The organism is Amycolatopsis sp. NPDC051106 (assembly GCF_040682775.1).
Taxonomy (GTDB): Bacteria; Actinomycetota; Actinomycetes; order Mycobacteriales; family Pseudonocardiaceae; genus Amycolatopsis.
This window is the reverse complement of record NZ_JBFBBQ010000012.1, coordinates 1-20,756: the sequence shown is the minus strand read 5'-3', so window position 1 is coordinate 20,756 and position 20,756 is coordinate 1. Positions and strand designations below refer to the sequence as shown.

The window sequence follows — 20,756 nt, the reverse complement described above, 5'->3', positions numbered from 1 at the left end:
GTGACTTCCGCCGTGTCGATGAACGCCGTCCCACTCCCGGACGCCCTGTAAGCAGAGCATCGGCCGTGGGAAGGAGGCGACATGATCTGGATCTTCCTGGTCGCCGCCGTCGCGATCGTGTTCCTGGTCCGGGCGTTCCGCGTGGTACGCCGGGTCAGGCGGAGTGGCGCGGGGTGACCAGCCCCGACTCGTAGGCCAGCACCACCAGCTGCGCCCGGTCGCGGGCGCCGATCTTCGTCATGATGCGGCTGACGTGGGTGCGGGCCGTCGCCGTGGAGATCACCAGGTGAGCGGCGATCTCGTCGTTCGACATGCCGCCCGCCACCAGGCCCAGCACCTCGCGCTCGCGGTCGGTGATCTGCCGGACGGCATTCGTGTCGATGCTCCGGTTCTCCGGGCGGCCGACGAACTCCTGGATCAGCCGCCGCGTGACCGTCGGCGCCAGCAGCGCCTCGCCGCTCGCCACCACCCGCAGCGCGCGCAGCAGCTCGACCGGCTCGGTGTCCTTCAGCAGGAACCCGCTGGCGCCCGCGCGCAACGCCTCGTAGACGTACTCATCGACGTCGAAGGTGGTCAAGACCAGCACCTTCGTTCCGGCGAGGTCGGGGTTCGCGGTGATCCGGCGAGTGGCTTCGAGCCCGTCGACGCCCGGCATCCGGACGTCCATCACCACGATGTCCGGCTTGTGCGCGATCGCTCCGGCCACGGCTTGCTCGCCGTCGCCCGCCTCGCCGCACACCTCGAAGCCGTCTTCGGTCTCCAGCAGCACGCGGAACCCGGCGCGGACCAGGACCTGGTCGTCGGCCAGCAGGACGCGGATCATGCTTCCCCCTCGATCGGTAGCTCGACGCACACTTCGAAACCGCCGTCGACCGGCCCGGCGGTGCACCGCCCGCCGAGCGCGGCGGCGCGTTCGCCCATGCCCCGCAGGCCGTGGCCGGGCGTCGGCTGCGTGGTGCCACGGCCGTCGTCGCGCACCCGGAGAGTGAAGGCGCCCGGGCGTCGTTCGAACCGGACGTCGACGTGTTTCGGCTGGTCGGCGTGCCGGACGACGTTCGTCAGCGACTCCTGCAGGATCCGGTACGCGGCCGCGTCCACGGGAGCCGGGAGGTCGCCGGCCTCACCGTGGACGTCGACCGTGAGCCCGGCGTCGCGCGCGTGTTCCAGCAGTTCCGCGGCCTGGGCGAGGCTCGGCGCGGGCGCCTTGTCCTCGCCCGAGCGCAGCACGGCCAGGGTCGCGCGCAGGTCCTTGAGCGCGGACGCGCTGGCCGCCTTGATGTTGAGCAGCGCCTCTTTCGCCTGCTCGGGCCGCCGGTCGGCGACGTGCGCGGCGACGCCCGCCTGGACGTTGATCATGGCGAGGCTGTGCGCGACGACGTCGTGCACCTCGCGGGCGATCCGCAGCCGTTCCTGCTCGGCGAGCCGGTGGCGGTGCTCGTCGGCTTGGTCGCGGCGGGCGGCGAGGGCGTCGAGCTGGTAGCGGACGGCGGTCCCGACCCCGATGACGGCGATCAGCCACACGACGACGAACCCGGCGCCCGCCTCCAGCGCGAACGACCTGGTCGTGACGACGTGCACGACGTAGGCGGCGGCGAGTGCGGCGGTGCCGGTGCTGCCCGCGGTGAGCGGCCCCCGCTGCCGGGTCAGCACGAACAACGCGATGGTCGGCACGAGGATGACCGGCCCACCGGGCAGGCCGGAGGCGTAGTAGCCCAGCGCCGAGGCGGCCGTGACCAGGAAGAGCGTCAGCGGGAAGCGGTGGACGAGCAGCAGGGTCAGCCCGGTGGCGGCGAGCCACGCGGCCGCGAGCGGGGTCATCGGCGCCGCGCCGGGCTGCCAGCGTGAGGCACCGCTGGTCGCCCCGAGCACGAATGCGGTGACGACGATGGTGCGCACCACGCGTCCCACCCACGGCGGCCATCTCATGCTGCGAAAACTACCGGTCGCGGCCGGGCGGCGCGTCCGTCTCGAAGCGCACCGCCGGCGTACGTCGTCAGTCGAACATGAGGGGCAGCTTCGCCGCCGTCTCCTCGTCGGCCGGGGTGTAGGTCGACACCGTGATCTCCGAGCGGCGGCCGGAGTAGAGGTAGGTGAAGTTGAACCGCAGCAGCCCGACGTCAGGGTGCATATACCGCTTCGTCCGGATCGGCTCGGAGTTGACGTCGTGGTGCGGCCAGAGCTCGGCGAACAGCGGCGACTCCGCCTTGAGCCGCTTGACCAGGTTCTTCCACGCGGGCTCGGCGACGTGCTCGGCCATCGCCGCGCGGAAGGACGCGATCACGCGGGGGATGTTCGTGTCCCAGTCGAGCATCCGCTCGCGCCACTGCGGGTTGAGCAGGCACTGCACCAGGGTGTTGCGGTCCTCGAACGGGATCGCGTCGACGTCGCCCATCAGCCAGGCGTAGCCGCGGTTGTAGCCGAGGAGGTCGCAGCGGGCGTTGCGCACCGCGACCGGGTACGGCTCGAGCTTCTTCAGCATCATTTCCAGCTGCGGCGAGATGACCTGGCAGTCCTTCTCGCTCTCCGGCTCGGGCGCGCCGGCCAGGCGGAAGAGGTGCGTGTGCTCGTGCGGGTCGAGCCGCAGGGTGCGGGCGATCGCTTGCAGCACCTGCTCGGACGCGTTGATGTCGCGCCCCTGCTCGAGCCACGTGTACCAGGTGACCCCGACGCCGGCGAGCTGCGCGACCTCTTCGCGACGCAGCCCCGGCGTCCGGCGGCGGCCCAGCAGCGGGAGGCCGACCTGCTCGGGCGTGATCCGCTCACGCCGGCTGCGCAGGAACCTCGCGAGTTCTTGGCGACGGAGTTCGGATTCGACGGCGGTGGTCATGGTGCCAGGATCGCACGCGCCCGAACCTGGTACCAGGTAGTGGCGGTACCCGGATAAACAGCAACTGGTACTAGTTTGAATCCGGGTCGATCGTAGTAGTCATGACGACGACCCAACTCGCGCCGATCACCTCCGGCGCCCCGGCCCGGCCGGGACTGACCCCCGCCGGCCTGGTCACGGTGCTGCTGGGGGCAGCACTGCCCATCATCGACTTCTTCATCGTCAACGTCGCGCTGCCGACGATCAATGCCGACCTCCACGCGTCCACGGCGACCCTCGAACTGGTGGTGGCCGCTTACGGCATCGCGTACGCGGTGCTGCTGGTGGTCGGCGGCCGTCTCGGCGACTCGTTCGGCAGGCGGCGGCTGTTCTTCGCGGGGCTGTGGCTGTTCACGCTGACGTCCCTGGCCTGTGGACTCGCCCCGACGGCGACCACGCTGGTGATCGCCCGCGCCGCGCAGGGGGCGGCGTCGGCGATGCTGCTGCCGCAGGTCCTTTCGATCATCCAGGCGACGACGTCCGGCGAAGAGCGTTCGCGCGCGCTGGGGCTCTTCGGCGCGACAGGCGGTTTGTCGACCGTGGTCGGCCAGCTGCTCGGCGGGGGCCTGGTGGCGGCGGACCTGTTCGGCACCGGCTGGCGGCCGATCTTCCTGCTGAACGTACCGATCGGCCTGGTGGTGCTGGTGATGGCCCGCCGCCTGCCGGAGAGCCGCGCGCACAACCCGGTGGGCGTCGACCGGCTGGGGACGCTGCTGCTGGCCGTGGCGCTGATTTCCCTCCTGCTGCCGCTGATGGAGGGCCGTGCGCTGGGCTGGCCGTGGTGGACGGTGGTTTTGCTGGTGCTGTCCCCGTTCGCGGCGGCGGCGTTCGTGCACGTCGAACGGCGCTTGGAGCGCCAGGGTGGCACGCCGCTGCTGCCGCCGTCGGTGATGCGGCTGCCCAGCGTGCGGCGCGGGCTGATGGTGGCGGTGCCGTTCTTCGTCGCGTTCGGCTCGTTCATGTTCGTGTACGCGATGACGCTGCAGGAGGGCCTGCACTTCGGCCCGCTGGGTGCGGGAGGCGCGTTGACGCCGATGGCGGTCGCGTACTTCGCGGTGTCGATGCTGAGCAGCCGCTTGGTGGCGCGCTACGGGCAGAAGGTCGTGCCCGCGGGCGGGGCGATCGTGGCGGTCGGCATGGTGGCGCTGCTGTGCACGACGCTGGCGGCCTGGCCGAACGTGACGATCCTCGATCTCGCCCCGGCGATGGTGGCGATCGGCGTGGGCAACGGGCTCGCGATGACGACGTTGTTCCGGATCGTGCTGTCCCACGTGCCGACGGATTTGGCGGGGGTCGGCTCGGGCGTGATGACGACGAACCAGCAGACGGCGCTGGCGCTGGGCGTGGCGACGCTGGGGAGTTTGTACGCGGCGCTTTCGGGTTCGCTGGGGAGCCGGGACGCGTTCGCGCTGGTGATCGGGGTGGTGGCGGTGCTGGCGGTGATCGTGACGATCACCGGGCGGCGGTTGCCGGACCCCCGGGTGTGACGGCGGAGAGGAACGCGGACCAAGCGGCCGGTGGCACTTCTAGTGCCCCGGCCGCGGGGGCTTTCGAGTCCCGCGCCGCGATGGTGGCGGCGGTGAAGGCAACCTCGACACAGTCGCCGTTGTTGCCGGACCCGCCGCTGTAGCTGCTCTTCCGCCACCGATCCACTGTGCGCCCTCCCGGTCAGGTGATCATCCGCTCGATCAGCGCACGAGAATCGCCATCGTCCAACGCCAGATCGGCGAGATGCTCGAACATCAGGCTAGCACCGCGAACCTCGGCCTCCTTCTCGATCTGCAGCGATCCGAACCCGTATTCGAGGTAGGCGAGATCAGGCTCGGACCGCTCGGGAAATCCGGCGACGATGAAGTTGCTGTACAGCCCGTCGTGCGAGCCCACCGCCTGAGGAATCACCTGGAAGGTGACGTTCGGCAGAGCGGAAACATCGAGCAAGCGGAGCAACTGCTCGCGATCACACGGATCACGCCGCAAGGCGCTCTCGTCGACGATGGCGTGCAACTCCAGCACAGGCTCTTCGGTCAGCCGAAGCTGCCGATGCAAGCGGACCTGCACCTGAGCTTCGAGGTCCCTTCCTTCGAACTCGCGCGCGGCCGCGAAGGTCTCGCGCATGTACGCCTCGGTCTGCATCAAGCCCGGCACGAAACCGAGCTGGTAGGTGCGAATCCGTGACGCTTCGGCTTCCACGCTCACGAAACCGCGATCGCTCAGCCCGAACGCGTGCCACCAGCCCTTCTCCTTGGCGTAGTCGAACATCCGCACGTACTCGCCGTAGTCCGAGGCGATGATGCCGTAGCGGTCGAGCAGCGCCAGGAAGTCGTTGTAGCCCGGGATGTAGCCCTGCTCGATCCGGCTCATCTTCGACGTCGAGAACCGCAGCGGGCGGCCCGCGTCCTCTTGGCTCAGCCCGGCTGCCTCGCGTAGCTTGCGCAGGGTGCGGCCGAGCTGGCGTCGCCGGTAGTTCGGCTTGGTCGGCCGATCCATGGTGGTCACCCCTCGCTGTCGATCAACCACGAATCGTAGGGTGGGCGGCCCGAAGTGGGATTCCCTCTTTCCGGCCGCGTCGTGCTGACTTGCGTCGAGAACCTGCAGGTCATGGACAGGTACGGCTACCCCCACGAGCTCGAATACCGGCGCGAGGCCGGCGACCGCAGGGTGCACGAATACACCGAACTCGTCGATGACATGGGGTTCGTCCTCGAGCACCGCAGCGAGCGGTACCAGGGGTGGACCGTCCGGTACGGGACCGCCTGCGCGCACGACTACCTGTCCCGGAAACGCGCGCGGCCCGGGACGTTCGTCGTCAGCGTCTACCGGCTCTTTCCCGGGCGGCGGGACCACGTCGTCACCATCCGGGTGAGCTGGCCGCCGAAAAAAGGCGAAGTTCACCCGTCGGAAAAGGCGCGCGCCGGACGACTATGAGGGTGTGACGGAACCACGGGTGCGACCGGACCCGGCCTTCGCGCTGCTCGGGCTCTACGAGACCGCGCTGCCGGAGGTCTACGGGTACCTGCTGTCCCGGTGCGGTGACCGCACGCTCGCCGAGGAGCTCACGTCCGAGACGTTCCTCGGGGCGGTCGCCGCCTGTCGCAAGGAATACGCACCTCCAGTGAGCACCGGGTGGCTGATCGGCGTCGCCCGGCACAAGCTCGCCGACCACTGGCGGCGCAAAGAACGTGAGGAACGCGGGCTGCGGCTGGTGCACGACAGCGCGCCGGACGTCGAGGACCCGTGGAACGAGCGGCTCGACGCCCTGCGCGCGAGACAGGTGCTCGAAGCCCTCGGGCCACACCACCGCGCGGCCCTGACCCTGCGGTACGTCGACGGCCTCGGCGTGCCCGAGGTCGCCGGCCACCTGGGGCGCAGCGTGCACGCCACCGAGGCGTTGCTCGTGCGGGCCCGTGCCGCGTTCCGGCGCGCCTACGAGGAGAAGGAGGGTCGCGATGCCTGAGCCTTTCGACGCGCTTCGCCGGCCCTCCGAGCGGGTCGCGCCCGACCCGGACTTCGCCGCCGAACTGCGCGACAACCTGCGTCGCGTCATCTTGAACGGAGCCGATATGACGACCACTTCGGAAGCGCCGGCCACCCACGCCGAACTGCGCTCGCTGACGCCCTACCTCGCCGTGTCCGACGCGCGCGCCGCGCTCGACTTCTACGTCGACGTCTTCGGCGCTGTGCGGCGCGGCGAGCCGATCCTCATGGACGACGGCCGCATCGGGCACGCCGAGCTGGCCATCGGCGACGCGGTGCTGATGCTCGCCGAGGAGTACCCGGAGATCGGGCACGTCGCGCCCCAGGCCGGGGGCGCGTCGGTGCGGGTGGAGGTGCCGGACGCGGACGTCAGCGTGACCCGGGCCCTGGAGCTGGGCGCGACGCTGATCCGCGCGGTGAGCGACTCGCCGTACGGCCGGGGCGGCTCGTTCCGCGACCCCTTCGGCCAGCGATGGCTGGTCTCGCAGGCGACCCCCAAGCCCGCGCCGCCGGCGGCGAAGCCGGGCGAGGCCATGTACTTCACGTTCCAGGTCCCGGAGGCCGAGCCCGCGAAGTCGTTCTACGGCGCGGTACTGGGCTGGGAGTTCACGCCTGGCTCGGTTTCGGACGCCTGGTCGTTCTCGGGCCCGGGTCTCGAAGGCGGCCTGTGGGCGGGCGACCGCCAAGTGGGCTGGAAGCTGATGTACGCGGTCGACGACCTCGCCGCGGCCCGCGCCCGGGTCACCGAACAGGGCGGCCGGGCGGGCGAGGTCGAGAACCACCCGTACGGCAACACCGCCGACTGCACGGACAACCAGGGCATCGAGTTCTGGCTCTGGGAACGTCCGGGCAGCTAACGCCCGGCCGCGTAGCCCTGCATGCCGCGGGCGTTGGCCGCCGCGCGAAGCAGGCCATCGGAGCGGGAGACCGCCGAGAGGCGGCCCAATGCCCAGTCGCCCGCGTCCACCAGCTGGTGGCCGCGGGCGCGCAGCGCGTCCAAAGTGGACGTTCCCAGCCGGGACTCCACCACCAGCTCGCGCGGGTTCCACGAGCGCGGGTAGAACGAGCTCGGGAACGCCGTCGTGTGCCAGGCCGGGGAGTCGATCGACTCCTGGAGGTTCAGGCCGCCGTACACGTGGGCCAGCCAGAAGCACAGCTGCCACTGGTCCTGCTGGTCGCCGCCCGGGGTGCCGAACGCCAAGGTCGGGACGCCGTCGCGCAGGGCCAGCGACGGCGACAGCGTGATCCGGGGGCGCTTGCGCGGCGCCAGCGAGTTGGGCAGGCCCTGCTCCAGCCAGAACATCTGCCCGCGCGAATCGAGGCAGAAGCCCAGCGACGGGATCGTCGGGCTCGACTGCAGCCAGCCGCCCGACGGCGTCAGCGAGACGAGGTTGCCCGCCGCGTCGACGACGTCGAGGTGGACCGTGTCGCCGCGCGTCTGGCCCTGCGGACCGACCGTCGGTTCGCCCGTCGCGCCGCCGCCCGCTTGGACCCCTTGCAGCGAGTCCAGGATCGCGGGGAGCCGGGCCGGGCCACGGGCGTCGCCGGGGCGAAGCTCGGCGGACGCCGTGTCGGTGATCAACGCGCGCCGGGCGTCGGTGTAGTCAGCGGAAAGCAGCACGTCCAGCGGCACGTCGGTGTCGCCGTACCAGGCCTCCCGGTCGGCGAAAGCCAGCTTCGCCGCTTCGGTCGCCAGGTGCACAGTGCGTTCCGAGGGCACGCCGTCCACATAGGACAGCTCGTCACGGAAGCCGTGCAGCAGCAGCGCCTGCTGGAGCAACGCCGGTCCCTGCGTCCAGCCGCCCATCTTGACCAGGCGCCAGTCGTCGACGTCCACGAACGCCGGGTCCTCGTACGACGCCGACCACGACGCCAGGTCGTCGCCGGTCAGCAGGCCCGCGTGGTCGCGGCCGGAGTCGTCGCGGAAGGCCTGCCGGCTGAACGCGTCGATCGCTTCGGCGACGAAACCCTGTGACCAGGCACGACGTCCCGCGTCGATCTGCGCTTCACGGCCCGAAACGGACTCCGCCTCGCTCAGCAGCCGCTCCCAGGTGTCCGCCAGGGCCGGGTTGCGGTGCAGGCCGGACGCCGGCTTGCCGTCCGGCAGCCAGAGCGAAGCCGACGTCGGCCAGTGCTCGACGAACAGCCGCTCGACGGCGCGGATCGTGTCCCCGACCCGCGACACCAGCGGGACGCCGTGGCGCGCGTAGCCGATCGCGTACGACAACACCGAGCGAAGCGGCTTCGTGCCGTAGTCGCGAAGCAGCAGGAGCCACCCGTCCCACGCGCCGGGGACGGTCGCCGGGAGCAGGCCGCTGCCCGGGATGAGGTCCAGCCCCAGCGACGCGAAGTGCTCGGGCGTGGCCCCCGCGGGCGACGGGCCTTGACCGGCCAGCGCCCGCGGGGTCGGGTCGTCCGCCGTCACGAAGAGGCCGGGTACCTGGCCCGCCGGGCCGCAGAGGTGCGGCTCGGCGACCTGCAGGACGAACCCGGCGGCGACCGCCGCGTCGAACGCGTTGCCGCCGTCTTCCAGCACCGCCATCCCGGTGGCCGAAGCCAGCCAGTGCGTCGATGCCACCATCCCGAAGGTGCCGGCCAGCTCGGGCCTCGTCGTGAACATGCCCCGATAGTACGCATTGCTAAGGAACTTTTACCAGGATGCGCTTTACCAGGACGTCGGACGACGCCGTTCCGGCTCGTACGGCTGCGTGATGATTTCCATCCCGTTGCCGCCGGGATCGAGGAAATAGACCCCGCGGCCGCCGTGGTTGTGGTTGATTTCGCCGAGTTGCTTCCCCATCGGATCGGCGTGGTAGGTCACGCCCGTTTCGACGAGCCGCGCGAACACGGCGTCGAAGTCGTCCTCCGGGATCAGGAAGCAGTAGTGCTGCAGGCGCAGGTCCTGCTCAGGGATGGTCGCGAAGTCCAGGCGGACGCCGTTGCGCGTCTCGACCGGAATGAACGGACCCCATTCCTCCCCGACTTCGAGGCCGAGCAGGTTCGCCAGGAATTCGGCGGATTCCCGGTTGTTCCGGGACGGGACGATCAAATGGTTCAATTCAACGGAAACGGATACTGACACGGTTGAAATGCCTCCGGGGCACTCCCGCCACCTCCATGCCTCACCCAGCCGGTGACCGACACGCGATGCCGTGCGGCCAGCCTAGCCAAGAGCGGCGCGTCAAGAAACCTTGATTCGCGCCGCCGCCCGCGGCCGCCCGACGCCCTGCCAGGACAGCCCCGCGTCGACGATCACCCGCGGGTCGAGCAGGTTGCGCGTGTCGACGACGTCGATGCCCTCCATGAGCTCGGCCATCGCCGTCCAGTCGAGGTGCTTGAACTCGGCCCATTCGGTCAGCACGACGACGGCGTCGGCGTCCTTCGCGACCTGGTAGGCGTCGTCGACCACGGTCATCCCGTCGATCCCGCCGTCGATGGCCGGGTCGTAGGCGGTCAGCTCGGCGCCCAGCGCGCACAGCACCGACGACACGGCGAGCGCGGGCGAGTCGCGCAGGTCGTTCGTGCCGGCCTTGAACGCCAGGCCCAGCACGCCGATGCGCGCGCCGGCCAGGGTGCCGCCGACCGCGCCGGCGATCTTCGCGACGATCCGGTCGCGCTGGGCGATGTTCTCGTCGATGGCCGAGGTCAGCATCTTGAAGTCGTAGTTCACCGACTCGGCCACCTTGACCAGCGCACTCGTGTCCTTCGGCAGGCACGAGCCACCCCAGCCCGGGCCGGGCTTGAGGAACGTCCGGCCGATCCGGCGGTCGTAACCCATGCCCTCGGTGACGAGATCGATGTCCGCGCCGAGCCGTTCGCACAGCTCGGCGATCGAGTTGACGTAGGACAGCTTCAGCGCGAGGTAGCAGTTCGCGGCGTACTTGACCAACTCGGCGCTCGCCGCGTCGGCGACGACGACCGGCGCGGCCAGCTCGGCGTACAGCTCGCCGACCCAGTGCGCGGCGGCGCGGGCGTCCGAGCCGACGACGATCCGGTCCGGGCCGAGGAAGTCCGCGACCGCGGTGCCCTCGCGGAGGAACTCGGGGTTCGACACCACCGGCACGTCCGCGCGGCCGAGCATTTCCTCGATCCGCTTCGATGTGCCGACCGGGACGGTCGACTTGGTGACCAGCGCGCAGCCGGCGGGCAGGACGTCGCCGATCTCGGCGGCCACCGCCTCGACCGCGCGCAGGTCCGCGGAGCCGCCTGCCCCCATCGGCGTCGGCACGCAGAGGAACACCGCCTGGGCGTCGCGGACCGCGTCACGCGCGCCGACGACGAACTGGAGGCGCCCGGCCGAAATCCCGCGGGCGACGAGGTCGGTCAGCCCCGGTTCGAGGATGTCGACGCGCCCCGCGGACAGGCGGGACACCTTCGCGCGGTCGACGTCCACGCAGGTGACGTAATGACCGAGACCGGCCAGGCAGGCCCCCGTGGTCAAGCCGACGTAACCGGTCCCTACCACCACGATCCGAGCTGGCGTCATGGTGCTGAAGGTGACAGCCGGACGTGACCACCGCGCTAACGGAAACGGTCGTACCCGAAAGCGGTGAGCGAAGACACGAATCGCCCGTGCGAACGAGCGTTAACCTGTGACCGGAGTTCAGAGCAGCGAAGGGAACGGCACAGATGCAGATCACCGACACCGCGGCGCTCGTCACCGGGGGCGCGTCCGGCCTCGGCGGGGCGACGGCGAAGGCCCTCGCGGCCAAGGGCGCGCGGGTGTTCGCGCTCGACCTGGCGCCGTCCATCGAGCAGGCCGAGCAGGTCGACGGCGTCACCTACGTCGAGGCCGACGTGACCGACGTCGAGCAGGTCGAGGCGGCCGTCGCGACCGCGGCCGGGTCGGGTGTGCCGCTGCGGACGGTGGTGAACTGCGCCGGCATCGGGCCGTCCGCGCGGATCCTGTCGAAGAAGGGCCGCCACGACCTCGCGCTGTACGCGAAGGTCATCCAGATCAACCTGATCGGCACCTTCAACGTGCTCACGGTCGCGTCCGAAGCGATCGCGAAGACCGAGCCGCTCGAGGACAACGCCCGCGGCGTCGTCATCAACACCGCGTCCATCGCCGCGTTCGACGGCCAGATCGGGCAGGTCGCCTACTCGTCGTCCAAGGGCGGGGTCGTCGGCATGACGTTGCCGGCCGCGCGGGATTTGGCCTCGCACGGCATCCGCGTGCTGACCATCGCGCCGGGCATCGTCGACACCCCGATGCTCGCCACGGTCAGCGACGAGTTCCGCGCGACGCTCGCCGCCGGCATCCCGTTCCCGAAGCGCCTCGCGCGGCCGGACGAGTACGCGCAGCTCGCGCTGTCGCTCATCGACCACGACTACCTGAACGGCGAGGTCATCCGCATGGACGGCTCCCTCCGCATGGCCCCGCGCTGACCCCGAGGGCGCCACTTTCTCCAGGAAAGATGCATCCGAGGGGCCTTCGGACGCATCTTTCCTAGGGAAAGCTCGTCTCAGCGGGTGAGACGGACTTCGAGGCCGATGCCGTCGGTCGTCACCGAGCAGCCGCCGAAAGCGCTCTCCGCAGCCAGCGCCTCGAACTGCTCGCGGGTGAACGCTCGCCGCCGCAGCCACCCCAGCGTCTGCCGGACCGTGAACCCGGCGACCGCGCCGACGTTCATGCCGGCGACCTCGCGGCCGATGTCCGCGCCGGTGGCCTCGTGGTTCAGGTCGTGGATCACCGCGAACCCGCCGGGCCGCAGCACCCGGTGCATCTCGTTCAACGCCGCCACCGGCTGCCGGAAGTTCTTGAACGCGGCCTGGCAGACGAGGAAGTCGAACGACTCCGCGTCGAAGGGCGCGTGCGTGATGTCGCCTTGGCGGAAGTCGATCTCCAGCCCCGCGCCGTTTTCCCGGGCGATCTCGACCATCGTGTGGCTGATGTCGAGCCCGGTCACGCGGAAGCCGCGCTTCGCCAGCTCGACGGCGAAGAAGCCCGGCCCGGGCGCCACCTCCAGGACGTCGGCGCCCTCCTTCAGCCCGGACGTGACCTCGGCGGCCTGCCGCCGGTACTGCGCGAGCTGCGCCTCGGTCCCCCGGTTCTTGGCGTACCAGCGCGCCTGGATGCCCTCCATCTCGGGCACCTTGTGCTTGCGGGTCGTCTCCATCGTTCCTACCTCTCCACGAACTCCCCCAGGTCGTCCGGGAATTCGCCGGTTTCGTGGAAGCGCCGCCAGGCATCGATGCCGGGCAGGGCGCCGGTGGTCAGTTCTTCGAGGAAGCCGCGCACCCAGCGCCCCTCGGCTTCTGTCATCGCGATGTCGTACTCGACCTCCACCAGGAACAGCCGCGGCATCAACGGCCGTAGCCGCTCCAGGGCCGCCCGCTGCTCCTCGACGTGCTCGTCGAGCTGGGCGAGCCGCTGCCGGAGCCGGCTGATCGCCTGGTCGGGACCCAGAATCCCGATCATGGACAGCCCGGACCGGAACCGCGGTGGCTCCTTCTCGACCGTGCCGACGAGCTCGCGGACCCAGTCCTCGAACTCCGCCCGCCCGGCCGGGGTGATCCGGTAGACGGTCCGCTCGGGCCGCCCGCCGTCCTTGACGCTCTCGACGGCCTCCAAAAAGCCGTGCTTTTCCAGGTTCGCGACGACCGTGTAGAGCGAGCCCCACTTGATCGGCATGTCGGCGTCCTTGCCGCGCTGCTTGAGCACGGCCGCCATTTCGTACGGGTGCATCGCGCGTTCCAGCGCGACGGACAGCACGGCCAGGCCCAGCATGCTGGCGACCTTCCGCTTCTTCATGCCGACTCCTCGTTCACGAGTACTCGCAGACGAGTATACGACAGACCTGCCAGCTGGCAAGTGTCTTAGTCGACGAACTACTCAGAGATCGAACATGTACGGGACTTCCGTCTGCGCCCGCGCGTCGATCCACTCCCGCAGCGCGTGCGTCGCCAGGACGTCGTCCTCGTTGTACCGCAGCAGCCGTTCGCGCTGCTCCGCGTCCGGCGTCTCACCGTCCATGCCGACGGCGTCGCGGTACCAGCGCATCGACGCCTCGCCGCCCGCCTCCGGGTCGCGCCAAGCGAACCCGGCCACCGGGGCGATGACCTTCAGGCCCTTCCCTTGGGAGCAGAGGAACTGGTCGGTGACGCTGCGGAAGAGGTCGACCCACTCCTCGGAATCCACAAAGGACTGAATTTCCTTCTTCGTGGGAATGCCCGGGTGGTCGCCGAAACGCTCGACCGAGCCGAAGAGCCAGCGGTTCTCGGCGAGCGCGTTGTAGCAGTAGGCGCGGAAGGTCAGCCCGGCCGCTTCGGTGCGCTCGCGGACGTCGGTGAGCCAGGCCCAGAACTCGGCGAACGACCGGGCTTCGTCGCCGGTGGGCAGCGGGTCCCACGTCGCGAAGGCGCGGTAGCCGGGCTCCAGCCCGATGTCGGCCCCGGTCAGCAGGCAGCCCCAGAGGTACGCGCCGGCGTCGCCGAAGCTCTCCATGTCGACGTCGACCTCGACGTCGGCGCGCGGCACCTCGACCCGGTCGACGCGGCGCACCAGCGTCAGGTCGGCCAGCCAGGCGCGGGCGAGCACGACGGCGTCCGGGAACGTCACGCCGGTCCAGTTGATCTCCGGCGCTTCGCCCGCCGGGTCGAGCGCGGCCAGCTTGTCCACAGTGGACACGCCGGCACGGCGCAGCTCCACCGCGTCCTCGCCGCGGACCACGAGGCTGACGTCGCGCGACTCGGTGAGCGTCACCTCGCACGTCGGCCACCACGGGCAGCCGCGGCACTCCAGCACGCGTGACGGCTCGGCGAGCGGCTCCTCGCCGTTCGCGGCCGCGGTGGCGATCGCGAGCCGGTCGGCGAACCGGGCCTGGTACTCGGTGAGCGCGCTGCGCCCGCCCGGCCAGGTGCCCGCGGTGAGGTCGTGCCAGACGACGACGTCGGCGTCGAGGCCGATGACGCCGCCGAGGGTGAGGCTTTCGTCGGCCTGTCCGAGCGTCTGCAGCATGCGGCGGATGTGTACGAGCCGGAGCTGGTCACGCGGCTGTGACCGGACCTTGCGGGTCTCGTCGGCGCCGCGGTGCGCCGGGTCCAGGTCGGTCATTTCGGTGACGATCGCGCCGGTGCCGCGGTCGGAGATCCGGTGGCGCACGACGAGCACCGGGACGTACCCGCGGCCCGTGCGCACGAGCAGGTCGATGCCGCCGCGCCGGTGCCCGGCCGGGTCGACCGGCAGCAGCGCGCCCCAGATGTAGGGCGCCTCGGCCGCGAAGGCCTGTTCGGTGCGCTCGACGCGCTCGTGGGCCGGGAGGTCGCGCCCGATCTTCACCCAGTGGCCGGGGTTCGCCGCCATCAACCGCGTGACGATGTCCTCGCGGTGGGCGGCGGCGTCGTCGATCCGCTGCTGCGCGGTGGGGTCCGGCGGGGAAAGCGGTACCTCGCGCATCGCGGGATCGTGCTCCAGGTGCACGCGCCGGCGGCAGCGGCTGACCGCTCCCGCGTCGAGTACCACCTCGCCCTTCATGGAGATCACTCTAGATTCCCACCGCCGAGCCGACATGCCCGCCACCCGGGCGACCAGTAAGTTCGACCTCGACACGTCGCAGGAGGTGCCATGGCGCGCAAGGCCAAGGTCGAGGGTGAAGCCAGGTTCACCCCTAAGAGGGCGAAGAACGCGGTCGCGGTGGCCAAGGTGCTCGGCCCGGTCGTGATCCCGGTGGTCGCGCCGTTCGCGGTGCGCGCGGCGGGTACCGCGCGGGAGCTGTACGACCGCTACCAGGCGCGCAAGATGGGCGTCGCGGTCGACCAGCTGGGCTCGTACACCGGCCGCGGCGCGGCGCTGCACGCCCGGATCGCGGGGCTGGCCGACGGCTGCCGGGACCTCGGGAAGTCGGACAAGGCGTCGGCGGCGGACAAGACGTTCGTGACCGAGTCGCTGGGCACGCTGGAGCAGCTGTCGGCCTCGGTGCGGGCGGCGGAGCGGATGCCGGCGGCGCGGCGCAAGGCCGTGCACCGCGCGGTGGCCGGCGAGCTGGAGCGGCTGGAAGGCAAGCTGCTCAACCGGCTGGGGATCTGACGCCCTTGCCTCTGAAGGCCACCATGAGGGCAGCCAGTGCCCTCATGGTGGCCTTCAGAGGCTTTGGGGCTACTTCACGAAGCCCTTCTTGACCATCCAGTCGTGGGCGACCTTGCCCGCGTCCTGGCCGTCGACGTCGACCTGCTTGCAGAGCTGGACCATCTGCTCGTTGTCGATCGCCGCGCTGATCTTCTCCAGCGGGCCGCGGAGGTCCGGGTGCGCCTTGATGAACTCCGTGCGCAGCGTCGCGACCGCGTTGTACTGCGGGAACGCCTTCTTGTCGTCCTCGAGCACCCGCAGGTTGAGCCCGGAGATGCGGCCGTCCGTGGTGAAGACCTCGCCGACCGGGCACGTGCCGCCCGCGACCGCCGAGTAGATCGTGCCGATGCCGAAGTTCTCGATCTTCGGGTTCTGGAAGCCGTAGGCCTTCACCGCGGCCGGGAACCCGTCCTGGCGGCTGGTGAACTCCGTCTCCAGGCAGAACACCGCCTGGTCCGGCTTCTGCTTGATGAACGCCGCGAGGTCCGACGTCGTCTTCAGGTTGTTCTTCGCGCCGTACGCCTCGGTGACGGCGAACGCGTACTGGTCGTTGAGCGGCGAGTAGTTCAGCCACGTGACGCCGAACTTCTCTTCGTCGGCCTTGGCCGTCGCGTCGTACTGGGCCTTCTCGCCGCCGGGCACCGGGAGCTCGTTGCCCTGGTAGTTGATCCAGCCCGTGCCGGTGTACTCCCACGTGACGTCCGTCTGGCCGGACAGCAGTGCCTGCCGCGACGAGTTGGAGCCCTTGATGTCGGACAGGTCGACGACGTCCGCGCCGGCCGCCGTCAGGGCCATCTCGGCCATGTACGCCAGGATGATGTTCTCGGTGAAGTCCTTCGACCCCACCGTCACCTTCAGGCCCTGCAGCGACGGGATCGGCTGGATCGTGCCCGGCTGGATGTCGTAGGGCACCGCCTGGTTGACCGTCAGCCCGCAGGCGGAGAGCGTCGCGCCCAGCACCGCCGCGCCGAACACCGCCGTAATGCGCCGGAGTTTCATCGCAGGCCCTTCGGTCCGAAGTACTGTTCGGCGACCGCGCCCAGCCAGTCCACCAGCAGCGCCAGCGCGACGGCCAGCACCGAGCCGGTCACCAGGACCGAGGTCAGGTTCAGCTTGTAGCCGGTGTCGATCAGCAGCCCGAACCCGCCGGCGTTGACGAACATGCCGAACGTCGCGGTGCCGACCGCGAGGACGAGCGACGTGCGCAAGCCGGCCAGGATCAGCGGGACGGCCAGCGGCATCTCGACGCGGAACAGCACCGCCGTCGCCGACATCCCGATGCCGCGGCCCGCGTCGATCAGCGACTCGTCGACCTGCTGGATGCCGACCATCGTGTTCCGCAGCACCGGCAGCAGCGAGTAGAAGGCCAGCGGCAGCGCCGCCACCCACAGCCCGCCGACCGCGCCGGTGACGATGAACCACAGCACCAGCACGCCGAGCGCGGGCGCGGCCTGGCCGATGTTCGCGATCGCCAGGAAGACCGGGGCGAGGAAGCGCGCCCACGGCCGCGTGACGATCACGCCGAGCGGCACGGCGACCAGCACGACGATCGCCGTCACCACGAGCGTCATCAGCACGTGGTCGCCCAGTGCCGTGAACAAGGAGGTCGCGTTGAGGGTCGCCCTTTCGGTCGCGGTCAGGCCGCTGGAGAACACCCAGATCAGCGTGACGGCGACGATCACCAGCACCACGACCGGCTGCGCGAACAGCCGGACGCGTTCCGCGCGCTTGGAGCCGGACTCGGTACTGAAACCGGTGTCGACGACAGCCGTCATGCGGACACCTCCTCGCCGTTCGTGTGCTCCTCGCGCAGCTGCTGGATGGTCGCGATCACGGTGTCCAGCTGGATGGTGCCCGCGTATTCGCCGCGCGCGCCGGTCACCGGCACCGAGCCGCCTTCGGCGAGCATCGCCTCGAGCGCGTCCTGCAGCGTCGACTGCAGGCTGACGATGTCCCGCAGCGGCTTGCCCGCGTTGGCCAGCGACGCCCCCGGGGTCAGGTCGCGGGCGTGCACCCAGCGCGTCGGGCGGCGGCGCGCGTCCAGGACCAGCGCGAACTGCTTGCGCTGGTCTTCGAGCTTCTTGCGGATCTCGGCCGGGTCTTCGTCGACCATGGCGGTCAGCGCGTCCTGCGCCAGCTCGACGTCCCGGACCCGCAGCAGCGTCAGCTGCTTGAGCGACGCGCCCGCGCCGACGAAGCCGGCGACCGTGTCGTTGGCCGGGTTGGCCAGGATCGCCTCGGGTGTGTCGTACTGCATGATCGACGACTGGTTGCCGAGCACCGCGATCTTGTCGCCGAGCTTCACGGCCTCGTCGAAGTCGTGCGTGACGAACACGATCGTCTTCTTCAGCTCGTCCTGCAGCCGCAGGAGCTCGTCCTGCAGGTTGCCGCGGGTGATCGGGTCGACCGCGCCGAACGGCTCGTCCATCAGCAGCACCGGCGGGTCCGCGGCCAGCGCCCGCGCGACACCGACGCGCTGCTGCTGGCCGCCGGAGAGCTGGCGCGGGAAGCGGTCGCGGAAGTCGCCCGGGTCCAGCCCGACCAGGTCCATCATCTCCTCGACCCGGTCGTTGACCTTCTTCTTGTCCCAGCCGAGCAGGCCGGGCACCACGCCGATGTTCTGCGCGACGGTGAAGTGCGGGAACAGGCCGGCCTGCTGGATCGCGTAGCCGATCCGGCGGCGCAGGGTGTCGACGTCGAGCTTCAGCGCGTCGTCGCCGCCGATGGTGATCCGGCCGGACGTCGGCTGGACCAGGCGGTTGATCATCCGCATCGTCGTGGTCTTGCCGCAGCCGGACGGGCCGACGAAGACCACGATCTTGCCGGCGGGCACGACCATGGAGAAGTCGTCGACCGCCGCTTCGCGGGTGCCGGGGTACCGCTTGGTCACGTGCTCCAGCTCGATCTCGACGCCGGAGACTTCCTCGTTCTCAGCCACGGACACCCCTAGAAATGGTGAAGCGCTTGATCAGGACGTAAACGCCGTCGAGCAGCAGGGCGAGGATGACCACCCCGACCGTGCCGGTGACGGCCTGGTTCAGGGAGTTCGTGCTCCCCGCGTTCGTGAGCCCGGAGAAGACCTCGGCGCCGAAGCCGGGACCCTTCGCGTAGGCGGCGATCACCGCGATGCCCATCAGCATCTGCGTGGCCACCCGCATGCCGGTGAGGATCGCCGGCCAGGCGAGCCGCAGTTCGACGCGGGTGAGCACGCCGAAGCGGCTCATCCCGATGCCGCGCGCGGCATCGGTGATCGCCGGGTCGACGCCGTCGAGCCCGACGATGGTGTTCCGGACGATCGGCAGGAGGCCGTAGAGCACGAGCGCGATCACGGCCGTCGTCGGTCCGAGCCCGGAGATCGGGATCAGCAGGCCCAGGAGGGCGAACGACGGAACCGTGAGGATCGTGCTGGCCAGCGCGGTGGCCAGCGCCGAACCGATCGGGCTGCGGTAGACCGCGATCCCGATCAGCACGCCGAGAACCGCCGCGATGATCGTGCACTGCACCACCATGCTGGTGTGCAGGTAAGCCTCCAGCCAGAGCTTGCTCGCCCGGTCGGAGATGTAGTCGAAGAGGTTCATCCGTGTCCGCTCTCCCGCCTTTGCGCAGGCCTTCACCCGAACGGGCTAGTTCCTGACCGACGGCTCAGTACCCAGCGCGACGCCGGACCAAACCCCCGTTTCGGCCTACCGGTTTCGCCAACCTTGGCCTTTCCCGGCGTGATCGGCAAGAAATGGCCTGAACCACGGCGTGGCGTGGTCCGTGAACCTGGTGTGTGCTCACTTCACGGGATCACACGTTCACCCGGGAGCAGGTCCCTTAGGCTGCTCTTCATGAGCGTTCCGGCCCGGCGTCCCGCCGTGCTGGGTGCTACCCGCGGCGCATCGCTCGCCGTGTGCGCCACGGCACTGTCCGTGACCGCGCACCGGATCGCCGACGGCGGCCTGCCCGACCCGGCGATGACCGTGCTGCTGGCCGGCCTCTTCGGCTGGACCACGACCGCGCTGACCCGCAAGGCCCGCGGCACCACCGCCACGATCGCCCTGCTCGGCGCCGCCCAGCTCGTGATGCACCTGCTGCTCACCACGCTCGCCGGCCACCACGACATGTACGCGATGCCTGGCAGCACCGGCCTCGGCATGGTCACGGCCCACGCCGTCGCGACCGTGCTCACGGCGCTGCTGCTCGCCCGCGCGGACGCGATGCTCCTCGCGGTGCTCGCCGTGCTGCGCGCGATCCTGCCGCGGCTGCTCACCCCGCTGCCCGTGCCGGCCGCGCCCGCGTCCGTCCCGGTGCGCGTCGACGCGCCGGGCCACCTCGTCGGCGTCGACCTGCGCCGGATCCGCGGGCGGCGCGGCCCGCCCGTCCACTCCTGAAACCCAGCTCATCCCCCACGACGGCCGGTCCCCGAACCGAGCCGTACCCCTTTCTTGAGTTCATCAGGAGTGAACCCATGTCCCAGCACGTCTTCAAGCGCGCCGGTTTCCTCGCCGCCACCGTCGGTATCGCCGGCCTCCTCGGTGCGGGCGTCGCTTCCGCGCACGTCACCGCCAACGTCTACGGCCCGCAGCCCACCAAGGGCGGGTACGCCGCGATCGTGTTCCGCGTGCCGAGCGAGGAGAAGGACCCGATCACCACCACGAAGGTCGCCGTCGACTTCAAGGCGGACTACGGCATCGGCTCGGTGCGGACCAAGCCGGTCCCCGGCTGGACCGCCGAGGTCAAGAAGTCGAAGCTGCCGGCGCCGATCACCAAGGACAACGGCACCCAGATCACCGAAGCCGTCACCGCGGTGACGTGGACCGCGCAGGCGGGCAGCGAACTCAAGGCCGCGGACTACCAGGAGTTCTCGGTCAGCTTCGGCCCGCTGCCCACCAACGTGGACCAGGTGGAGTTCCCCGCGCACCAGACCTACAGCGACGGCAAGGTCGTCGACTGGAACCAGCCGACCCCCGCGGGCGGCGAGGAGCCGGAGCACCCCGCGCCGGCCGTCAAGCTGGCCGCGAAGGCGGACGGTGACGCGCACGGGAACATGTCGGCGGACACGGCGTCGACGACCGGCGAGCACACCGAAGCCGCCGCGGCGACGTCGGACAACACCGCCCGCTGGCTCGGCGGGGCGGGCCTGCTCGTCGGCGCCGTCGGCCTCGGCGTCGGGGCCGGCGCGACCATCCGGGCCCGCAAGGCCACCGCGAAGCCGGGAGGCAACAGCTAAATGCGGAAGGCGCTCACCGCGCTGGCGTTGACGGTGGTGGGGGGGGGGGGGCCGGCCCCCCCCCCGCGGGCGCACAACCAGCGAGATGGGGAGAGCGGCGGGGTGGGGAAGAGTGGAGTAGCAAGAGTGTAGATGAC

23 protein-coding genes are annotated in these 20,756 nt (G+C 70.5%); 8 read left to right on the top strand and 15 right to left on the bottom strand.

All coding sequences use genetic code 11. From position 1 onward, the window contains the following. Positions 1–154: 154 nt before the first annotated feature. The 3 genes from AB0M83_RS12280 to AB0M83_RS12270 form a co-directional block, all read right to left on the bottom strand. The gene (locus tag AB0M83_RS12280; protein ID WP_364516180.1) at positions 155–823 is read right to left on the bottom strand and encodes a response regulator transcription factor; all 669 of its coding nucleotides are present in this window, start codon (positions 821–823) and stop codon (positions 155–157) included. Next, positions 820–1,926: a sensor histidine kinase gene (locus AB0M83_RS12275; protein WP_364516178.1), complete on the bottom strand. Its 1,107-nt coding sequence runs from the start codon at positions 1,924–1,926 to the stop codon at positions 820–822. The genes AB0M83_RS12280 and AB0M83_RS12275 overlap by 4 nt, the downstream gene beginning before the upstream one ends. A 67-nt stretch (positions 1,927–1,993) precedes the next feature. After that, positions 1,994–2,827: a helix-turn-helix transcriptional regulator gene (locus tag AB0M83_RS12270; RefSeq protein ID WP_364516176.1), complete on the bottom strand. Its 834-nt coding sequence runs from the start codon at positions 2,825–2,827 to the stop codon at positions 1,994–1,996. Positions 2,828–2,928: 101 nt separating this feature from the next. Between AB0M83_RS12270 and AB0M83_RS12265 the strand changes: the two genes are divergently transcribed. Continuing rightward, on the top strand, positions 2,929–4,353 hold the full coding sequence (locus AB0M83_RS12265) for an MFS transporter (RefSeq protein WP_364516174.1): 1,425 nt from the start codon (positions 2,929–2,931) through the stop codon (positions 4,351–4,353). Here AB0M83_RS12265 and AB0M83_RS12260 read toward each other — a convergent pair. Both AB0M83_RS12260 and AB0M83_RS12255 read right to left on the bottom strand, forming a co-directional pair. Further along, positions 4,319–4,519, bottom strand: coding sequence for a DUF397 domain-containing protein (locus tag AB0M83_RS12260; RefSeq protein ID WP_364516172.1), 201 nt, complete (start codon positions 4,517–4,519; stop codon positions 4,319–4,321). The genes AB0M83_RS12265 and AB0M83_RS12260 overlap by 35 nt on opposite strands. A 15-nt stretch (positions 4,520–4,534) precedes the next feature. Continuing rightward, positions 4,535–5,353 carry a helix-turn-helix transcriptional regulator gene (locus AB0M83_RS12255; protein WP_364516170.1) on the bottom strand — a complete coding sequence of 273 codons (819 nt, stop codon included), beginning with the start codon at positions 5,351–5,353 and terminating at the stop codon, positions 4,535–4,537. 54 nt (positions 5,354–5,407) lie between these two features. Between AB0M83_RS12255 and AB0M83_RS12250 the strand changes: the two genes are divergently transcribed. Genes AB0M83_RS12250 through AB0M83_RS12240 form a run of 3 tightly spaced genes read left to right on the top strand, consistent with a single transcriptional unit; the run spans position 5,408 to position 7,197 of the window. Next, positions 5,408–5,791 carry a hypothetical protein gene (locus tag AB0M83_RS12250; RefSeq protein WP_364516168.1) on the top strand — a complete coding sequence of 128 codons (384 nt, stop codon included), beginning with the start codon at positions 5,408–5,410 and terminating at the stop codon, positions 5,789–5,791. A gap of 4 nt (positions 5,792–5,795) precedes the next feature. Beyond that, positions 5,796–6,320 (top strand): sigma-70 family RNA polymerase sigma factor, encoded by a 525-nt coding sequence (locus AB0M83_RS12245; protein WP_364516166.1) that lies wholly within the window; start codon positions 5,796–5,798, stop codon positions 6,318–6,320. Continuing rightward, complete coding sequence (locus AB0M83_RS12240) at positions 6,313–7,197, top strand: VOC family protein (protein ID WP_364516164.1); 885 nt, start codon at positions 6,313–6,315, stop codon at positions 7,195–7,197. Before AB0M83_RS12245 ends, AB0M83_RS12240 begins: the two co-directional genes overlap by 8 nt. Here AB0M83_RS12240 and AB0M83_RS12235 read toward each other — a convergent pair. The 3 genes from AB0M83_RS12235 to AB0M83_RS12225 form a co-directional block, all read right to left on the bottom strand. Continuing rightward, positions 7,194–8,960, bottom strand: a complete 1,767-nt coding sequence (locus tag AB0M83_RS12235) for a gamma-glutamyltransferase (protein WP_364516162.1) — start codon at positions 8,958–8,960, stop codon at positions 7,194–7,196. The two genes, AB0M83_RS12240 and AB0M83_RS12235, sit on opposite strands and share 4 nt — an antisense overlap. Before the next feature lie 45 nt (positions 8,961–9,005). Continuing rightward, on the bottom strand, positions 9,006–9,389 hold the full coding sequence (locus tag AB0M83_RS12230; protein ID WP_364516160.1) for a VOC family protein: 384 nt from the start codon (positions 9,387–9,389) through the stop codon (positions 9,006–9,008). Between the two features lie 132 nt (positions 9,390–9,521). Continuing rightward, positions 9,522–10,826, bottom strand: coding sequence for a UDP-glucose/GDP-mannose dehydrogenase family protein (locus AB0M83_RS12225; protein WP_364516158.1), 1,305 nt, complete (start codon positions 10,824–10,826; stop codon positions 9,522–9,524). 143 nt (positions 10,827–10,969) lie between these two features. Here AB0M83_RS12225 and AB0M83_RS12220 point away from each other — a divergent pair, with 143 nt between their 5' ends. Next, positions 10,970–11,728: an SDR family NAD(P)-dependent oxidoreductase gene (locus AB0M83_RS12220; protein ID WP_364516156.1), complete on the top strand. Its 759-nt coding sequence runs from the start codon at positions 10,970–10,972 to the stop codon at positions 11,726–11,728. A gap of 77 nt (positions 11,729–11,805) precedes the next feature. On the opposite strand, the gene AB0M83_RS12215 is transcribed toward AB0M83_RS12220, so the two are convergent. The 3 genes from AB0M83_RS12215 to AB0M83_RS12205 all read right to left on the bottom strand — a co-directional run bounded on the left by AB0M83_RS12215 (position 11,806) and on the right by AB0M83_RS12205 (position 14,816). Next, positions 11,806–12,459 (bottom strand): class I SAM-dependent methyltransferase, encoded by a 654-nt coding sequence (locus tag AB0M83_RS12215; RefSeq protein ID WP_364516154.1) that lies wholly within the window; start codon positions 12,457–12,459, stop codon positions 11,806–11,808. A gap of 5 nt (positions 12,460–12,464) precedes the next feature. Then, a complete protein-coding gene (locus AB0M83_RS12210; protein WP_364516152.1) occupies positions 12,465–13,094 on the bottom strand; it encodes a PadR family transcriptional regulator in 630 nt (209 codons plus the stop codon). Positions 13,095–13,175: 81 nt separating this feature from the next. Further along, the gene (locus tag AB0M83_RS12205; RefSeq protein WP_364516150.1) at positions 13,176–14,816 is read right to left on the bottom strand and encodes a TM0106 family RecB-like putative nuclease; all 1,641 of its coding nucleotides are present in this window, start codon (positions 14,814–14,816) and stop codon (positions 13,176–13,178) included. 90 nt (positions 14,817–14,906) lie between these two features. On the opposite strand from AB0M83_RS12205, the gene AB0M83_RS12200 reads away from it, so the two are divergent. Continuing rightward, positions 14,907–15,368: a DUF6474 family protein gene (locus AB0M83_RS12200; protein ID WP_364516148.1), complete on the top strand. Its 462-nt coding sequence runs from the start codon at positions 14,907–14,909 to the stop codon at positions 15,366–15,368. A 69-nt stretch (positions 15,369–15,437) separates the two neighbouring features. Here the strand turns inward: AB0M83_RS12200 and AB0M83_RS12195 are convergent, their stop codons facing one another. From AB0M83_RS12195 to AB0M83_RS12180, 4 genes are read right to left on the bottom strand one after another with little or no spacing between them, the layout of a single operon-like run. Then, on the bottom strand, positions 15,438–16,406 hold the full coding sequence (locus AB0M83_RS12195) for a glycine betaine ABC transporter substrate-binding protein (protein ID WP_364516146.1): 969 nt from the start codon (positions 16,404–16,406) through the stop codon (positions 15,438–15,440). Beyond that, entirely contained in the window at positions 16,403–17,182 is a 780-nt protein-coding gene (locus AB0M83_RS12190) for an ABC transporter permease (protein ID WP_364516144.1), read from the bottom strand. The genes AB0M83_RS12195 and AB0M83_RS12190 overlap by 4 nt, the downstream gene beginning before the upstream one ends. Continuing rightward, positions 17,179–18,345, bottom strand: coding sequence for an ATP-binding cassette domain-containing protein (locus tag AB0M83_RS12185; protein ID WP_364516142.1), 1,167 nt, complete (start codon positions 18,343–18,345; stop codon positions 17,179–17,181). The genes AB0M83_RS12190 and AB0M83_RS12185 overlap by 4 nt, the downstream gene beginning before the upstream one ends. Then, positions 18,338–18,985, bottom strand: a complete 648-nt coding sequence (locus AB0M83_RS12180) for an ABC transporter permease (RefSeq protein ID WP_364516140.1) — start codon at positions 18,983–18,985, stop codon at positions 18,338–18,340. Before AB0M83_RS12180 ends, AB0M83_RS12185 begins: the two co-directional genes overlap by 8 nt. Before the next feature lie 252 nt (positions 18,986–19,237). On the opposite strand from AB0M83_RS12180, the gene AB0M83_RS12175 reads away from it, so the two are divergent. Together AB0M83_RS12175 and AB0M83_RS12170 are read left to right on the top strand one after the other, a co-directional pair. Continuing rightward, entirely contained in the window at positions 19,238–19,780 is a 543-nt protein-coding gene (locus tag AB0M83_RS12175; RefSeq protein ID WP_364516138.1) for a hypothetical protein, read from the top strand. Between the two features lie 77 nt (positions 19,781–19,857). Continuing rightward, complete coding sequence (locus tag AB0M83_RS12170; RefSeq protein ID WP_364516136.1) at positions 19,858–20,619, top strand: YcnI family protein; 762 nt, start codon at positions 19,858–19,860, stop codon at positions 20,617–20,619. The last annotated feature ends 137 nt before the right edge of the window (positions 20,620–20,756 follow it).

Excerpts from the sequence above, each read along its gene's own strand:
- AB0M83_RS12280 (WP_364516180.1), bottom strand. The coding sequence starts at position 823 with ATGATCCGCGTCCTGCTGGCCGACGACCAGGTCCTGGTCCGCGCCGGG.
- AB0M83_RS12275 (WP_364516178.1), bottom strand. The coding sequence starts at position 1,926 with ATGAGATGGCCGCCGTGGGTGGGACGCGTGGTGCGCACCATCGTCGTC.
- AB0M83_RS12270 (WP_364516176.1), bottom strand. The coding sequence starts at position 2,827 with ATGACCACCGCCGTCGAATCCGAACTCCGTCGCCAAGAACTCGCGAGG.
- AB0M83_RS12265 (WP_364516174.1), top strand. The coding sequence starts at position 2,929 with ATGACGACGACCCAACTCGCGCCGATCACCTCCGGCGCCCCGGCCCGG.
- AB0M83_RS12255 (WP_364516170.1), bottom strand. The coding sequence starts at position 5,353 with ATGGATCGGCCGACCAAGCCGAACTACCGGCGACGCCAGCTCGGCCGC.
- AB0M83_RS12240 (WP_364516164.1), top strand. The coding sequence starts at position 6,313 with ATGCCTGAGCCTTTCGACGCGCTTCGCCGGCCCTCCGAGCGGGTCGCG.
- AB0M83_RS12235 (WP_364516162.1), bottom strand. The coding sequence starts at position 8,960 with ATGTTCACGACGAGGCCCGAGCTGGCCGGCACCTTCGGGATGGTGGCA.
- AB0M83_RS12225 (WP_364516158.1), bottom strand. The coding sequence starts at position 10,826 with ATGACGCCAGCTCGGATCGTGGTGGTAGGGACCGGTTACGTCGGCTTG.
- AB0M83_RS12220 (WP_364516156.1), top strand. The coding sequence starts at position 10,970 with ATGCAGATCACCGACACCGCGGCGCTCGTCACCGGGGGCGCGTCCGGC.
- AB0M83_RS12215 (WP_364516154.1), bottom strand. The coding sequence starts at position 12,459 with ATGGAGACGACCCGCAAGCACAAGGTGCCCGAGATGGAGGGCATCCAG.
- AB0M83_RS12210 (WP_364516152.1), bottom strand. The coding sequence starts at position 13,094 with ATGAAGAAGCGGAAGGTCGCCAGCATGCTGGGCCTGGCCGTGCTGTCC.
- AB0M83_RS12205 (WP_364516150.1), bottom strand. The coding sequence starts at position 14,816 with ATGAAGGGCGAGGTGGTACTCGACGCGGGAGCGGTCAGCCGCTGCCGC.
- AB0M83_RS12200 (WP_364516148.1), top strand. The coding sequence starts at position 14,907 with ATGGCGCGCAAGGCCAAGGTCGAGGGTGAAGCCAGGTTCACCCCTAAG.
- AB0M83_RS12195 (WP_364516146.1), bottom strand. The coding sequence starts at position 16,406 with ATGAAACTCCGGCGCATTACGGCGGTGTTCGGCGCGGCGGTGCTGGGC.
- AB0M83_RS12190 (WP_364516144.1), bottom strand. The coding sequence starts at position 17,182 with ATGACGGCTGTCGTCGACACCGGTTTCAGTACCGAGTCCGGCTCCAAG.
- AB0M83_RS12180 (WP_364516140.1), bottom strand. The coding sequence starts at position 18,985 with ATGAACCTCTTCGACTACATCTCCGACCGGGCGAGCAAGCTCTGGCTG.
- AB0M83_RS12175 (WP_364516138.1), top strand. The coding sequence starts at position 19,238 with ATGAGCGTTCCGGCCCGGCGTCCCGCCGTGCTGGGTGCTACCCGCGGC.
- AB0M83_RS12170 (WP_364516136.1), top strand. The coding sequence starts at position 19,858 with ATGTCCCAGCACGTCTTCAAGCGCGCCGGTTTCCTCGCCGCCACCGTC.